The organism is Paraliomyxa miuraensis (assembly GCF_026337845.1).
Taxonomy (GTDB): domain Bacteria; phylum Myxococcota_A; class Polyangia; order Nannocystales; family Nannocystaceae; genus Paraliomyxa; species Paraliomyxa miuraensis.
The window spans coordinates 37,755-53,474 of sequence record NZ_JAOVZF010000144.1 but is presented as its reverse complement, the minus strand read 5'-3'; the positions used below and the strand labels follow the sequence as shown (position 1 = coordinate 53,474).

Annotated in this window: 9 protein-coding genes; 3 read left to right on the top strand and 6 right to left on the bottom strand. The window is 71.1% G+C overall.

The genetic code is table 11. The annotated features are described in order from the left end of the window. The first annotated feature begins 55 nt into the window (after nucleotides 1–55). From OEB96_RS11000 to OEB96_RS10990, 3 genes are all read left to right on the top strand, one after another. Nucleotides 56–3,274 (top strand): serine/threonine-protein kinase, encoded by a 3,219-nt coding sequence (locus tag OEB96_RS11000; protein WP_266215511.1) that lies wholly within the window; start codon nucleotides 56–58, stop codon nucleotides 3,272–3,274. A gap of 62 nt (nucleotides 3,275–3,336) precedes the next feature. Continuing rightward, nucleotides 3,337–6,441, top strand: a complete 3,105-nt coding sequence (locus OEB96_RS10995) for a protein kinase domain-containing protein (RefSeq protein WP_266215510.1) — start codon at nucleotides 3,337–3,339, stop codon at nucleotides 6,439–6,441. Between the two features lie 54 nt (nucleotides 6,442–6,495). Beyond that, nucleotides 6,496–9,639: a serine/threonine-protein kinase gene (locus OEB96_RS10990; protein WP_266215509.1), complete on the top strand. Its 3,144-nt coding sequence runs from the start codon at nucleotides 6,496–6,498 to the stop codon at nucleotides 9,637–9,639. A 29-nt stretch (nucleotides 9,640–9,668) separates the two neighbouring features. Here the strand turns inward: OEB96_RS10990 and OEB96_RS10985 are convergent, their stop codons facing one another. The 6 genes from OEB96_RS10985 to OEB96_RS10960 all read right to left on the bottom strand — a co-directional run bounded on the left by OEB96_RS10985 (nucleotide 9,669) and on the right by OEB96_RS10960 (nucleotide 15,652). Continuing rightward, complete coding sequence (locus tag OEB96_RS10985; RefSeq protein ID WP_266215507.1) at nucleotides 9,669–10,340, bottom strand: metallophosphatase domain-containing protein; 672 nt, start codon at nucleotides 10,338–10,340, stop codon at nucleotides 9,669–9,671. A 78-nt stretch (nucleotides 10,341–10,418) separates the two neighbouring features. Continuing rightward, nucleotides 10,419–11,360, bottom strand: coding sequence for a hypothetical protein (locus OEB96_RS10980; protein WP_266215506.1), 942 nt, complete (start codon nucleotides 11,358–11,360; stop codon nucleotides 10,419–10,421). A 19-nt stretch (nucleotides 11,361–11,379) separates the two neighbouring features. Next, nucleotides 11,380–12,252 carry a ribulose phosphate epimerase gene (locus tag OEB96_RS10975; protein ID WP_266215505.1) on the bottom strand — a complete coding sequence of 291 codons (873 nt, stop codon included), beginning with the start codon at nucleotides 12,250–12,252 and terminating at the stop codon, nucleotides 11,380–11,382. A gap of 221 nt (nucleotides 12,253–12,473) precedes the next feature. Beyond that, nucleotides 12,474–13,400, bottom strand: coding sequence for a ribulose phosphate epimerase (locus OEB96_RS10970; protein WP_266215504.1), 927 nt, complete (start codon nucleotides 13,398–13,400; stop codon nucleotides 12,474–12,476). 180 nt (nucleotides 13,401–13,580) lie between these two features. Continuing rightward, complete coding sequence (locus tag OEB96_RS10965; protein ID WP_266215503.1) at nucleotides 13,581–14,552, bottom strand: hypothetical protein; 972 nt, start codon at nucleotides 14,550–14,552, stop codon at nucleotides 13,581–13,583. A 17-nt stretch (nucleotides 14,553–14,569) separates the two neighbouring features. Then, nucleotides 14,570–15,652, bottom strand: a complete 1,083-nt coding sequence (locus OEB96_RS10960; RefSeq protein ID WP_266215502.1) for a hypothetical protein — start codon at nucleotides 15,650–15,652, stop codon at nucleotides 14,570–14,572. Nucleotides 15,653–15,720: the final 68 nt, after the last annotated feature.

The following is a 15,720-nucleotide window of genomic DNA, read 5'->3' as shown; positions in this document are numbered from 1 at the left end:
TGCTGTCACATACGCCTCGACATCCGGGTCCAAGGGGGCCAATCCTGGGAGCACGATGGTGGATTCTTCGATGGGGAGCGAGACCTCGGCGCGGGAGACCGTCGACTCCATGCGGGCCCGCTTCACCCGCACCCGCACCCGGCCCCTCGCCTCGCGCACCACGCCCAACCAGGACCCCGAGCGGATCGGCCGCTATCGCATCGTCCAGCGCCTCGGCGTGGGGGGCATGGGCGTGGTCTACGAGGCCTTCGACGAGCGGGTCGAGCGGGCCGTGGCCCTCAAGCTCATGCTCGTCGGCGATGCCGAGGTCGATCGCGAGCGCCTGCGTCGCGAGGCCCAGGCCCTCGCCCGCCTCAGCCATCCCAACGTGGTCGAGGTGTTCGAGATCGGCGAGCACCACGAGCCTGGCTCGGGCCAGCCTGCGCGCGCCTACGTGGCGATGGAGCTCATCGATGGCCATTCCCTCGATCGCTGGCTCCGCCTGCGTCGGCGGACCCCCGCCGAGGTCGTCGCGGTGTTCGTCCAGGCCGGGGAGGGCCTGGCCGCCGCCCATGCCCAGGGCCTGGTCCATCGCGACTTCAAGCCCGGCAACGTGCTGGTCGGCAACGACGGTCGCGTGCGCGTGGTGGACTTCGGCCTCGTGCGCGAGAGCGACGTCGTCGATCCCAGCGCATCCGAGCGCTCCTCGGCCGATGCATCCCTCGCCGAGCGCTCCTCCTCCAACGCTGGCCCCAACGCCGGCCCCAACGCCAGCCTCGCCGACGGGTCCGCCAGCGCCCTGGCCCAGATCGCGAGCTGGACCGAGTCGCTCACCAAGACCGGGGCCATGGTCGGCACGCCGGCCTATATGTCGCCCGAGCAGCTCACCCACTTGCCGGTCACTCCGGCCACCGACCAGTTCGGCTTCTGCGTCGCGCTCCACGAGGCGCTGTTTCGCCAGCATCCGTTCGTCGTCGACCGCCAGTGGGCCAAGCTGCCGTTCAACGTGCTCGAGGGCGCGATCAACCCGCCGCCGCCCGAGCCGCGCGTGCCCGCCCGGCTGGTCAAGGTGATCAACCGCGGCCTCTCGGTGCGACCCGAGCATCGCTGGCCCTCGATGGACGTGCTGCTGGCCGAGCTGCGCCGGGCGCTCGAGCGCCGGGGAGCGCGGCCCGTGCTCGCCGTGGTCGGCCTCGGCGTGGCCGTGCTGGGACTGGCCGCCCTGGCCAACCCCACCGAGGCCAACGTGCCCGACCGCTGCGAGGAAGCCTCGGCGATCATGGGCAAGGCCTGGGGACGGCAGGCCCGCGAGGAGCTGCGCAGCGCGTGGATGGGCACGGGACGCCCCAGCGAGGCCGACACCTGGTCGCGGATCGACACGCGCATGCAGGCCTACGCCGACGACTGGTGGGCGGTGCACCGCGCCGCGTGCTCGGGCCCCACGCCCTCGCCCAGCAGCGCCACCTGCCTGGCCCGCCTGGCCGAGGGCGCGCACACCCGCCTGCAGGTGATGGCCTCTCCCAACGACAGCCTGCTCGACAACGCGGTGCAGATGATCGGCGAGCTGCCCGCGGTCGATCGCTGCCGCGCCGCGCTCGACGAGGCTCCCGCCGAGTTCGTGGCCGAGGAAGCGCCCCCCTGGGCCAACGAGCTCGACCAGGTGAACGCGCTGCTCAAGGCGGGCAAGTCCGACGACGCACGCGCGCTGCTCGACGAGCTGCTCACCCGGGCCGGACGCGAGAGCAACCTTCGCCTGTCGGCCGCCGCCAAGCTTCGCGCTGGCTATCTGCACATGAACACGGGCGAGGTGGAGCGCTCGGCCGCGATGTTCGAGGAGTCGTACCTCGAGGCCAAGCACCTGGGCTACGACCGCCTGGCGGCCGAGGCCGCGCTGGGCGTGCTGCAGCTGTTCGGCGAGCGCTACTACCGCGAGGCCGAGGCCATGCGATGGGCCCGACATGCGCGTGCCGAGGCCGAGCGAATCGACGACCCCGCGCTGACCAGCAAGGTCTACAACGCGTGGGGTCGAGCGCTTCGTGGTGCCGACCAGCTCGAGGAAGCGCTCGCACTGCACGAGCAAGCGCTGGAGATCCAGCGCTCGCTGCCCTCGCCCGACGACGGGGACATCGCGATCTCCCTGTTCCAGATCGGCACGTGCCTGGGTCTGCTCGAGCGCGCCGAGGAGGGTCGAGCCCACCTCGAGGAGGCCCTGCGCCTGCAGGAGAAGACCTTTGGCCCCCAGCACCCGCGGTTGGGGGCCACCCTCGTCAACCTCGGCCTGTTCGACATGTTCGCGGGCAAGGACGACGAGGCGCTCGAGAGCCTGGAGCGCTCGATCGCGATCGCCGAGGCGCTGGCCCCCGACAATCCCATGTCCAACGCCGCCGCGTCGATCAACATCAGCCACATCCACGAGCGAGCGGGGCGCCCCCTCGAGGCCGCCGCGGCCCTGCAGCACCACCTGGACACGATCGCCCGCGCCCCCGAGCCAGAGTCGGTCGGGTTCGTGCACCTGCGGTGGGTGGAAGGGAAGATTGCCCTGCTCAAGGGCGAGCTCGAGACGGCGCGCGAGCGCTTCGAGCAGTCGATCCGAGCGCAGGAGTCCGATCCCCAGCCCGGCGCGGCTGCGCTCAATGCCTCGCTCGGCCTGGCGCACACGCTCTTCCGGCTCGGCCGGTTCGAGGAGGCGGTGGTGATGCAGCGGCGCATGCTCGAGGAGCAGAAGGCCAAGATCGGCGCATCTCCGGGGCTGCTCGTCCGCCACGAGCTCGTGTCGTCGCATGGCGCCCTGGCCGAGTCGCTGTTGGCGCTCGATCGGTACGACGAGGCGCTGCAGGAGCTCGAGCAGGGGCGCGCATTGCTGGAAGGGCACGGCGATGCCGACGAGTCGTCCTGGCTCGACGTGGCGATCGGCGGGGTGCTGCTCGAGGCCGGACGCCCCGAGGACGCCAAGCTGCGGCTGCAGGCGGCGGTCGAGGAACTCGGGGAGCATTCCCCCGAAGAGGGGCTCGTGCAGGGGCTGGCGCGGCTGGCCGAGACCGAGCTGGCTCTGGGCGAGGACGCGGCGGCGCTCGAGCACGCCCAGCGAGCGGCCCGCCTGGTCGAGGACGTGCCCGGAGAGCGCCCGGAGCTGCGGGCCAGCGTGGAATTCGTGCTCGCGCGGAGCCTGGGTCCGTCGGAGCGAGCCCGGGCCCTCGCGCTCGCCCGTCGGGCGCAGGAACGCTGGACCGCGGCGGGCAAGCACACGGCTCGCGAGCTCGAGCGGGTCGGGGCGTGGCTCGCAGCGCACGGCTGAGGTCCGCGATGACGGGTGCTGCGACGACAGGTGAGAGCTCCGCGCGGGAGACCGTCGACTCCATGCGGGCCCGCTTCACCCGCACCCGCACTCGCTCCCTCGTCCCGCGCGCCGCTCCCAACCAGGACCCCGAGCGGCTCGGCCGCTATCGCATCGTCCGGCGGCTCGGCGTGGGGGGCATGGGCGTGGTCTACGAGGCCTTCGACGAGCGGGTCGAGCGGGCCGTGGCCCTCAAGCTCATGCTCGTCGGCGATGCCGAGGTCGATCGCGAGCGCCTGCGTCGCGAGGCCCAGGCCCTCGCCCGCCTCAGCCACCCCAACGTGGTCGAGGTGTTCGAGATCGGCGAGCACCACGATCCTGCGTCCGGCGAGCGCCCCCGCGCCTACGTGGCGATGGAGCTGGTCGATGGCCATTCCCTCGACCGCTGGCTCCGCCTGCGTCGGCGGACCCCCGCCGAGGTCGTCGCGGTGTTCGTCCAGGCCGGGGAGGGCCTGGCCGCCGCCCATGCCCAGGGCCTGGTCCATCGCGACTTCAAGCCCGGCAACGTGCTGGTCGGCAACGACGGTCGCGTGCGCGTGGTGGACTTCGGCCTCGTGCGCGAGAGCGACGTCGTCGACCCCAGCGCATCCGAGCGCTCCGCCACCCTCGCCGAGCGCTCCGCCAGCGCCCTGGCCCAAGCGTCGAGCTGGACCGAGTCGCTCACCAAGACCGGGGCCATGGTCGGCACGCCGGCCTATATGTCGCCCGAGCAGCTGCTTCGCCTGCCGGTCACGCCCGCCGCCGATCAGTTCGGCTTCTGCGTGGCGCTCTACGAGGCGCTGTTTCGCAAGCACCCGTTCGTCGTGGGGCGCCAGTGGGCCAAGCTGCCGGTCAACGTGCTCGAGGGCGCGATCAACCCGCCGCCGTCCGAGCCGCGCGTGCCCGCCCGGCTGATCAAGGTCATCCGTCGCGGGCTCTCGGTGCGGCCCGAGCACCGCTGGCCCTCGATGGACGTGCTGCTGGCCCAGCTTCGCCGCGCGCTCGAGCGCCGAGGACCACGGCCCCTGCTCGCCGCGGTGGTCGTGGGACTGGCCGGGCTCGGCCTTGGCGTGCTGATGCCGTCGGCCGCGACCGATTCGGTCGATCGCTGCGAGGACGCGGCTTCGCTCATGGAGCAGGCCTTCGGACCCGAGGCTCGCGAGCGCCTGCGCAGCGCGTGGATCGATGGCGGCCGACCGAGCGACGCCGACACCTGGACGCGCGTCGACGCGCGCATGCAGGCCTACGCCGAGGGCTGGTGGGCGGTGCACCAAGCCGCGTGCTCGGGCCCCACGCGCTCGACCAGCAGCGCCACCTGCCTGGCACGCCTGGCCGAAGGAGCCCATGCCCGCCTGCAGGTGATGGCCGCGCCCAACGACAGCCTGCGCGACAACGCGGTCCGCATGATCGGCGAGCTCACCCCGGTCGATCGTTGCCGGGCCGTCCTCGACGACGCGGCTCCCGACGGCGCCCAGGAGGACGTGCCGCCCTGGCGCGACCGGCTCGACGACGTGGACGCCCTGCTGCTGGCAGGCAAGCTCGAGGAGGCCCGCACGCGGCTCGAGGGGCTGCTCGACCGGGCGGGGCGCGAGAGCAACGCGACCTTCGCAGCCGAGGTCCAGCTGCGGATCGGTCGCGTGCAGCTGCGCACCGGCAACTTCGAGCGAGCGGTGGAGATGCTCGAGCACGTCTACCTCGAGGCCAAGCGACTCGATCGCGATCGCCTGGCCGCCGAGGCGGCGCTGACCCTGCTGCAGATGTTCGCCGGGCGCAACTACGGACAGGATCAGGCCACCCGCTGGGCTCGCTACGCCCGCGCCGAGGTCGAGCGGATCGACGACCCTCGCCTGACCGTTCGCTTCCACCACGCCTGGGGTCGGGCCCTGCGCGGGACCGGCGAGCTCGAGCAGGCGCTCGAGGTGCACCAGCAGGGGCTCGCGCTGCTGCGCTCGCTCCCCGACGTGGAGGACGACGAGCTCGCCACCGCGCTGCTCCACGTCAGCTCCACGCTCACCCTGATGGCACGCTTCGACGAGAGCCGCCCCATGGCCGAACGCGTGCTGGAGCTGCACGAGGCCGCGTTCGGGTCCCGGCACCCCAAGGTGGCGGCCAGCCTCGCCAATCTCGGCTCGCTCGCGCTCATGGAGAAGAAGCGCGCCGAGGCGCTCGAGCGCTACGAGCAGGCGCTGTCGATCGTGCAGGAGCAGTCACCCGACGACCCGATGGCCAGCTTCTTCTTGCTGCTGAACCTCAGCTCGGTGCACCGTCTCGATGGGCACCCGGAGCAGGCCGCCGACGCGCTGCGCTCGTTCCTCGACATCGTCGAGCGCACGCCCGATTCCGAGGCGGTCGATCCCTCGCAAGTGGCCTGGGCCCACGGTGAGATCGCAATGCTCGAGCGGCGCTACGACGAAGCGCTGATCCACTACGAGCGGGCCGCGCTCGGCGAGCAGGTCCAGCGCTACGAGGAGACCCGCGGCCTGCTCAGCATGGCCGTGGCCCTCTACTACTTGGGGCGGCTCGAGGAGTCGGCCTCGGTCCACCGTCGCGTCATCGAGCTGATGCAGCCCAAGCCGGGCACGCTGGGCAACATCATCGACGTCAACGACCGGGTCGCCACCCTGCAATCGCTCGCCCACACGCTCCACGCGATGGGAGATCACCCGGCCGCGCTGCGGGAGCTGCAGCGGGCGCGTGAGCTGGTGGTCGCGCTGCCCGATCCGACCGAGACGGCGATGATCGACGCGGAGATCGGCATGCAGCTCGAGGCGCTCGGTCGCAGCGACGAGGCTCTGCCCTCGATGCAGGCGACCGCTCGCACGCTCGAGACCTCGCCCACGGCCGAGCCCGACTGGGCCGTGGGCGGGCTGGTGGTGCTGGCCGAGGCCGAGCTGGCCACGGGCGACCGAGCCGCGGCGCTCGAGCATGCCGAGCGCGCGGTGAAGCGAGCCGAGGGCTACCAGGGCGAGCCCCTGCTGAACGAGCCGCGAGCGTGGTTCGTGCTGGCACGGAGCCTGGGCTCCGCCGGCGAGGAGCGCTCCCGCGCGCTGGCGCTGGCTCGCCGCGCCGAGGAGCGCTGGGCCGCCGAAGGCGTGCGATCGGAGCGCGAGCTGCTGCGAGTGCGGGCCTGGCTCGAGCAAGCGGGCTGAGGCCGACACATCGACCTCGACAACGACGCCCAGGCCCTTCCATGCTCTTGCCCGATGGGCTCCTCGGCCGATGCCGTGCTCCCGGGCGATGACACGGTCGACGTGCGGCGGGTACAGGCCACTCGCACCCGCACGCGGCCGGTGGTGAGGCCCTCGCGGGCCGACCGGATCGCGGACCGGATGCCCGAACGAATCGGCCGCTACCGCATCGAGCGGCGCCTCGGCGCGGGCGGCATGGGTGTGGTCTACCAGGCCCTCGACGAGCGCGTGGGTCGAGCGGTGGCGCTCAAGCTCGTGTTGGTGGGTGACGCCGAGGTCGATCGCGAGCGGCTGCGACGCGAGGCCCGGGCTCTCGCTCGGCTCAGCCACCCCAACGTGGTCGAGGTGTTCGAGATCGGCGAGCACCACGACCCGGACGCGAGCGAGCCCCCGCACGCCTACGTGGTCATGGAGCTGATCGACGGCAGCTCGCTCGATCGCTGGCTCCGCTTGCGGCGCCGCACCCCCGCCGAGCTCGTTCCGGTCTTCATCCAGGCCGGCGAAGGCCTGGCCGCCGCGCACGCCCAGGGCCTGGTCCACCGCGACTTCAAGCCCGGCAACGTGCTCGTGGGCAACGACGGACGCGTTCGCGTGGTCGACTTCGGCCTCGTGCGAGAGGTCGATGCCGACGAGCGCCGGGCGCCCGCATCGGGCGACGGCTCGGCTCCCGCGGTGCTCCCGACCGGCAGCGGCGAGTCGCTCACCAAGACCGGGGCGATCGTGGGCACTCCCGCGTACATGTCGCCCGAGCAGCTCGCCCACCTTCCCGTGGATCCCCGAAGCGACCAATTCAGCTTCTGCGTCGCGCTCTACGAGGCCCTGTTCGGCCAGCATCCCTTCGTGGTCGACGAGGCCTGGTCGATGCTGCCGTTCAACGTGCTCGAGGGTACGGTGGTCCCTCCGCCCGCCGACCGACGGGTATCCCAGCGACTGACCGCGGCGATCTTGCGCGGGCTGGCCGTGCGGCCGCAGGAGCGCTGGCCCTCGATGGATGCGCTGCTGTCCGAGCTCCGGCGTGCGCTCGAGCCCCGCGGGCCATGGCCCTGGTTGGCCGCGCTCGCGGTGGGGGTGCTGGCGGCGGTTCCGTGGGCGCTCGACTGGTCCCCGGGCGCGGGCGCCCCCGATCGCTGCGAGGAGGCGGCGGCCATCATGGCAGAGGCGTGGGGGCGTAGCGCCCGCGAGCGTCTGCGCAGCGCCTGGCTCGAGGCGGGGCGCCAGAGCCATGCCGACACCTACGCGGACACCTGGTCGCGCGTGGACGCGCGCATGCAGTCCTACGCCGACGACTGGTGGCAGGTCCACCACGCCACGTGCTCCGATCCTCCGCGCTCGGTCCCTGCCTCCCTGTGCCTGGCCCGGCTGGCCGACGGCGTGCGTACGCGCCTGCAGCTGCTGGCCGAGCCCAGCGAAGGCCTGGTCGAGCACGCGGTCGCGATGGTCGGCACGCTCCCGTCGGTCGACCGCTGCCGCGCGGCGCTCGACGAGCCCGCCGAAGCCGCGCCCCCGCACGAGCCTCCCTGGGCCGACGAGCTCGATCGAGTCGATGCCTACGAGCACGCCGGCCGCTTCGAGGAGGCCAGCGCCCAGGTGGAGCTGCTGCTCGCCCGGGCCGAGCGCGAGCGTGATCTCCTGCTGCTGGCCGAGGCCAAGCGTCGCGCGGGCTCGCTGAAGCAGCGGCTCGGCGACGTCACGGGCGCCGCCGAGCTGCTCGAGCAGGCCCACCTCGAGGCCAAGCACCTGGGACGCGACCGCCTCGCGGCCGAGGCCGCACTGGCCATGCTCGAGCTGCTGGGCAAGCGAAGCGACCGGATCGACGATGCCAGCCGCTGGGCTCGTCACGCCCGTGTCGAGCTCGAGCGACTGGACGATCCCCTGCTGACCAGCCGCTTCTACGACGCATGGGGTCGGGCCCAGCGCGGCGCGGGCAAGCTCGAGGAGTCGCTCGCGCTGCACCGGCAGGCGCTCGCGCTCCAGCGCGAGCACGGCGAGCCCGGCGCGAGGTCTTCGTTCGAGCTCGGCACCTGTCTGGCGCTGCTGGGTCGGTTCGCGGAGGGCCGCCCCTACCTCGACCAGGCCCTGGCCTCGTGGCGAGACGAGCTGGGGCCCAAGCACCCACAGGTGGCCCGCGCCCTCACCAACCTCGGCTTGATGCTGATGGCCGAGTCGAGCGACGCCGAGGCGCTCGACGCCTTCGAGCAAGCGTTCGGCATCCTCCGGGAATCGGCCCCCAACGACCCCGAGGCGAGCTGGAGCACGCTGCTCAACCTCAGCTCGATCCACCGTCTGCGGGGCGACTCCTCGCAGGCCACCCGTCCTCTGTACGACTATCTCGAGCTCGTCGAGCGCTCCCCCGAGCCCGTCGATCCCTCGCGCGTGGACTGGGTCCACGGGGAGATCGCCATGCTCGAGCAACGCTACGAGGACGCGGTGGTCCTGCTCGAGCGCGCTGCGCTGGGCGACGGCGTGCAGCGCTACGAGAAGACGCGGGGGCTGATGAACGTGGCCACCGCGCTCGACCAGCTCGGCCGACCCGACGAGGCCATCGCGGCCCATCGCCGCGCCGTGGAGGCCCTCGAGCCCCGGCCGGGGTCGACCCTCGACTCGATCGATCGCAACGACTGGCTGCTCGAGGTGCATTCGCTCGCCTATGCGCTCTCCACCAGGGGCGACCACGAGACCGCGCTCGGCGAGCTCCGACGAGCCCGCGAGCGGCTCGACGGCCACGACCCCGTGGGGATGGCCACGCTCGAGCTGCGCATCGGGACCGAGCTCGACGCGCTGGGCCGCCAGGGCGAAGCCGTGCATGCACTTCGGGCGAGCGTGCGCACCCTCGAGGCCGAACCCGGTGCGTCGCCCGTGGTGGTGGTCGATGCGCTCTGGTCGCTGGCCAGGGCCGAGCTGGCCGTGGGCGAGCGCACCGCCGCACTCGAGCACGCCGAAGCCGCCGCACGCCGGACCGAGACCTTGGGCGAGCAAGCGCGGGCCTACTTCGAGCCGCGCGGGTGGTTCCTGCTCGCGCGCTGCCTGGGAGACTCGCGCGAGCAGCAGCAGCGGGCGCGGGAGCTGGCGACCCGAGCCCGGGATCGATTCGTCGAGCAGGGCGAGGCCGCTCGCGCGGAGCTCGACGAGATCCAGGCCTGGCTCGAACGACGGCGCTGAGCCCGGCCCGTGCACGCCGCCAGGGCTCGCTACGGGTCGATCTCTCGTGGAGGCACCTGGATTGGCGTCACCGTGCGCGTCGCGGGCTCGTAGTCGATCACGGTCGGCGCCCGCTCGCACATCCACGTGGTCACGTTGGCGATGGTGGTCGGTCCCCGCTGCCACAGCCCGCCGTCCTCGTGGATGTGCCCGAACACGTGCACGGCCGGCCGCACCCGATCGATGGCTTCGAGCAGGTCGTCGCACCCCTCCAAGCCGCGGTGCACCCGATCGCCATAGCCCCGCGGAGGCCCGTGGGTCACCAGCACGTCGACCCCCGCGGGGATCTTGGCCCACATCGCCGCCAGCGCCTCGCCGCGCGGCAGGTTGAACGCCCAGTTGCAGAACTCCGGCTGCCAGGGGCTCCCGTAGAACCGCACGCCATCGATCGTGATCTCGTCGTCCTGCAGGTAGATCGCACCCGCCTCATGCTGCAGCAGGTTGCGTGCGGGCACCGCCGTGCGAGCGAAGCACCAGTCGTGGTTGCCCGCGATCACCACCTTGTGACGGTGGGGCAAGGTGCCGAGCCACTCTGCCACCGGCTCGAGCTCCTCGAGCGTACCGTAGTCGAGCATGTCGCCCGCGTGGATCAGCACGTCCCCGTCGGGGACGTTCAGCGTTGACTCGTAGCGATGCGTGTCGGCGACGCAGACCAGGCGCATGGGTGGATCCTTAGCAGCTCCACCGCATCGATGCCCGCCCCGGGCGCTCTCCGCTCCAGCAGCCCCGCGCCCGTGGGATCAAGGCGGCAGCGCGCAGACGCCCACGTTCTCGAGCCCCATCGGGGCCTCGCCCCCGCCGTACCATGACTGGCAGATCTGCCCCTCGGCCCAGCCCGTACATTGCTGGTCGCCGAGCGGATCGGTGATGTCGCAGACCTCGGTACAGCAACCGGGCGCTCCCCGGCAGGGCAGCCCGGGTGGAACCGAGGCCGAGTCCAGGCACACGAGCCCGGGGTCACACGCGTTGATGAATTCGCAGGGATCGCCGTAGGCACCCATGTCGCCCGAACCATCGGCGACGCACACCCACTGCTCGTGCACCGGATGGCACGCCCAGGCGGGCGGGCACTCGCGCTGCAGCGGATCGCACGTCTCGAGGCACAACAAGAGGACGCCATCGCCCGCGATGGGACAGTACCGGTCCGGATCCTCGCAGTGTGGGTCTCTCGGATCGATGCACAAGGGCGTGCAGATCCCCTCCAGCGTACGGGGATCCGCTCCAAAGCACATCGCTCCGCGGTCGCAGTCGTCGAGGCCCGAGGTGGGCGAGCTCTCCACGTGGCACGGCTCGCCGGTTCCCGCCGGATCGGCGACCACGGGGACGCACCGGGTCGAATTCCAGTACGGGCCGCCGTCGTCGGCCCATGGGGTGCACTTCTCTCCGCGGGGGCAGTCTTGCGCGAACAGGTCGCACTGCTGGGGGTGGACGGTGTGGTCGGGAGGGACGACGAATGGGTTGCCGGTCGAGTCGACGGAGGCGGTCGCGTCGCCGGTGGTGATCGAGTCGCTCCCGCTGGGCGCCGCCGAGGACACCGAGCCGCCCGAGCCCGATGTGGCAGCGGTGGTCGAGCCCGTGCCCGAGGCGACCGGGTCGTGACCGGCGACGGATGGCCCGCACCCCGTCACGGCCACCGACACCAGGGCGGAGGTGAGCCAGCAAGGAGGGGTCGACGTCATCATCACCACCATCGTCTCTCGTTCAGGATGCCAGCGCGCACACTCCCACGTCGTCGTAGCCGAACGGGGTCGCCTCCTCTTCGTACCACGGCTGACAGATCTCGCCCTCGGCGACGCCCGAGCACTGCGCATCGCCCAGTGAGAGCGCGCAGACCTCGAGGCAGCATCCGAACGCGCCCTCGCAGGGTAGGCCGGGCGGGGCCGCCTCGGTGCTCAGGCAGACGAGCCCGGGGTCGCACACGTTGATGAACTCGCACGGATCGCCGTAGGCCCCCATGTCACCCGAGGCATCGGGCGCACACGACCAGCGATCCTGGATCGGATAGCACGCCTGGCCATCGGGGCAGTCTTGCTCGACTGGCTGGCACTGGGGCAGGCACAATTCGAAGAACTCATCGGCACTGATGGCACAGTAAGTACCGGGATCCTCGCAGTAGGGGTTGCTCACCGAGCCGGAGCACAGCGCCACGCAGGAGCCCTCGTTGGTCTCGGGATCCACGTTCCAGCACATCGAGCCCAGCTCGCAATCGTCGATGCCCGACACGCCCGAGCCCTCCACCATGCACGGGTCGCCGGGCGCCCCGGGATCCTCGGCGATCGGCGAGCAGCGAGTGGCGTTCCAGAATGGCCCCCCGTCGTTGGCCCAGGGCATGCACTTCTCACCCGGAGGGCAGTCTTGCGCATACAGGTCGCACTCGAGCCAGCTCCCGCCCTCGGGAGTGGGTATGAACTGGAAGCCCGCCGAGTCCGGATCGGGCGTGGTGTCATCGGCCGGATCGGGGAGTGTGGTGCTCGGGCTCGTCGGATCGGGGAGCGTGGTGGTGGCCGTGGTCGGACCGTCTCCGGTCGAGCTACTGCCGCCGTCATCGTCGAGCAGCGAGATCGTGTTTTCCACGCACGAGAGCGACGTCGGCAGGACCGTGCATCCGACCAAGGCCAGCCTCCACCAAGTCGTCGCTCTTCGCGCTTCGTCCGACATGACTCTCCTCAGGGTAGGGAACAGACGCGCCATACCACGGCTCGCAAACCTGCCCCTCGGCCGCGCCCGTGCACTGCGTATCGCCGGGCGGGCGGGCGAGCTGCAATGAGGGCTCGACGTCATCATCATCGTCTCCTTCATGCAGGCAACGCGCACACGCCCACGTCGTCGAAACCGATCGGGGCGGATCCTTCCTCGTACCACGGCTGGCAGATCTCGCCCCCGGCGATGCCCGTGCATTGGGCATCACCGAGCGAGACGGCGCAGATCTCGAGGCAGCATCCGGCCGCGCCTTCGCAGGGCAGACCGGGTGCGGCCGCACTCGAGCCCAGGCAGACGAGCCCGGAGTCGCACACGTTGATGAACTCGCAGGGGTCGCCGTAGACCCCCATGTCACCCGAGGCATCGGGCGCACACGACCACGAGTCCTGGATCGGATAGCACGCCTGGCCATCGGGGCAGTCCTGGGCGATGGGATCGCATATCGGCAGGCACAGGGCCACCGCGCCATCGCTGGCGATGGCGCATTGGCGGCCCGGGTCGGCGCAGAACGGGTTCCACGCCGAGCCCATGCACAGCGGCACGCAGACGCCCTCGTTGGTCTCGGGGTCGACGTCCCAGCACATCGTCCCCAGCTCGCAGTCATCGATTCCCGAGGTGCCCGAGCCCTCGACCATGCAGGGCTCTTCGACCCCGGCCGGGTCCTCGGCCAACGGTGAGCAGCGGGTGGCGTTCCAGGCCGAGCCCCCGTCGTTGGCCCACGGCATGCACTTCTCGCCGGGCGGGCAGTCCTGCTGGAAGATGCTGCACTCGAACGAGATCCCACCCATGCCGTCCAGCGGTGGAACGAAGCCGAGGCCGGTCGAGGAATCGAGCCCAGCCGTGTCGTCGGTCGGCTCGAAGGTCGTCGTGCTCGGGCTCGTTGGATCGAGCGTGGCATCGGTGGTCGTCGGGCTCGGGCCGTCCGCACCCGATCCACCGCTGCCATCGTCGTCGAGCAGCGTGATCGTGTTGCTGACGCACCCCAGCAGCAACATCGAGGGCAAGAGACCCACCCGGGCCACCAAGGAACAGCGTGTTCGAATCGATGGCATGGTCCACGAACCCGGCAGGATCGAGCCCCAATCAGAGCCAGAATTGCATGGCAAACTAATAAAAGTCAACTCCTTTCCATACTCTTGATAGCTATCTGGGGTGGCTATCTGGACCTCGATTACTGCCATTCCTGCTCGTGGGCCGCGAGGCTAGAGTGGCAGCGCGCACACGCCCACGTGGTCGTAGCCGAGCGGGGCCGAGCCTTCCTCCCACCAAGGCTGGCAGGTCTGGCCCTCGGCGGCGCTCATGCACTGCAGGTCGCCGAGCGGATCGAAGACATTGCAGACCTCGGTGCAGCAGCCGATCGCATCCTCGCACGGCTGGCCCGGGGGCACGGCCTCGGACAGGAGGCAGACGAGGCCGGGGTCGCACACGTTGATGAACTCGCACGGGTCGCCGTAGGCCCCCATGTCGCCGGAGGCATCGGGTGCGCACGACCACGAGTCCTGGATCGGATAGCAGGCCTCACTGGCGGGGCAGTCCTGCACGAGCGGATCGCATGTTCGCAGACATAGGAAGAGCGCGCCGTCGGATCCATAGGCGCACTCCCGCATGGGATCGGCGCAGTAGGGATCCGATTCCGTGCCGATGCACAGCGGGATGCAGGTGCCCTCGAGGGTCTTCGGGTCCACGTCCCAGCACATCGCGCTCAGCTCGCAGTCGTCGACGCCCGAGGTGGGCGAGCCTTCGACCATGCACGGCTCGTCGATCCCCGCGGGGTCCTCGGCGATCGGAGAGCAGCGGGTGCCGTTCCAGGACGAGCCACCGTCGGGGGCCCACGGCATGCACTTGTAGCCGGCGGGGCAGTCCTGGGCGAAGATGTCACAGTCCACGATGAGGGGTCCGCCATCGGGCGGTGGAATGAGCTGCACCCCGGTCGTGAGGTCGTCGGTCGTGCTGGTGCCGTCGGCCGGCTCGGGGATCGTGGTGCCCGAGGTGGCCGGGTCGAGCGTCGACCCGCCGCTGCTCGGTCCGCTCGAGCCGGAGCTGCCGCCATCATCGTCGAGCAGCGTCACGGTATTGCTGACGCAGCCCAGCAAGAGCGACAGCGGCAGAGCGCTGGCGAGCGAGCCGAGGCTTCGCTTCTTCGCTCTCGCGGCTTCGGTGCGCGTGGTCTTCATCTACGGAGTCAACGCGATCAGTGCGGCGCTGCGCTCGATGATGGGGTGGGCTCGTCCGCGGTGACGGCATCGGCCTCGGTGGGGCCTTCGTCCTCGGCCTCGGTGGGGCTTTCGTCCTCGGCCTCGGTGGGGACCTCGTCCTCGCGAGGCCGAGGATCGGCCTCTCGCTCCGCGGCCTCGAAGGTCTCCGCCGACCACCGCAGCACATGCATCTTCATGGAGGAGTAGCAAAAGCACGCCCCCGACTCGTGGTCCAGGAGCACCGCGACCGCCCCCGATTCCACGTCTCCCCAGGCCTCGCGCAGATGAGGCGTGCGATCGCAGTGCTCTTCGTCTCCGTCGTTCCACCAGTCGACCTCGGTGCGCTCGATCACCCTGAGCCCCGGAATCCGCACGATCGCCTGTCCGGCCAAGAACATCAGCTCCGCCGGTCGCACGGCGGCCGGGGTATCGACGATCTCCGTGTGCTCCCACTCCAGGTAGTTGTGCTCGCCGGGATCGTAGATGTGGATCCCGAGCTTCTTCAGCTCCCGCCAGCTGCGCTGCGCGAGGCGGCGGTTGATCTGGTCGGCGTTGGTCTTCGCCTGCTCCCATAGCGCGCGGCAGTGCTCGTGGTAGCCCCCGTCGTTCCAGCCGCTGTTTCCGTCGTAGACCGTCATCCGGTGCTCGACCGAGTCTGTGTCCACCCCGTGCCAGGTCACGCGCAAGATCTCGTCTTCTCCGTCGGAGGCGCTGGACCACTCGGAGAGGGATCCGACGATCTGGTCTCCCTCGATGGCGACCGCCGGGAAGCCCGAGGCTCGAACCCCGAAGGGGCACCGGGCGGACGACTCTTTGTCCACGTCATCGGACCAGTCTTCGTCGGCGTTGCCGTGGTAGCGACCGACCTCGATCCACGGCTGCCCGGCCCGCCGCACCACCTCTGCGTCGTCGGCCACCGTCGGGGGGGGTGTCTCCGGCGCAGGCCGAGCGTCGGGAATGCTGGCGAAGGCCGGCGTCCAGGGCTGGTGTTGCTCCTGCACCTCGAGGTCTTCGGCCGCAGGAACGTTGGTGCATCCACCGACCACCAGGGCCATCAGCAAGAGCGCACGCGAGGTCATGGAGCCGATGCTACGCCTCGAACGCCGGGCGGATTCCAACGGGCCTTCAGGGCACCCTCGCGGGTGGG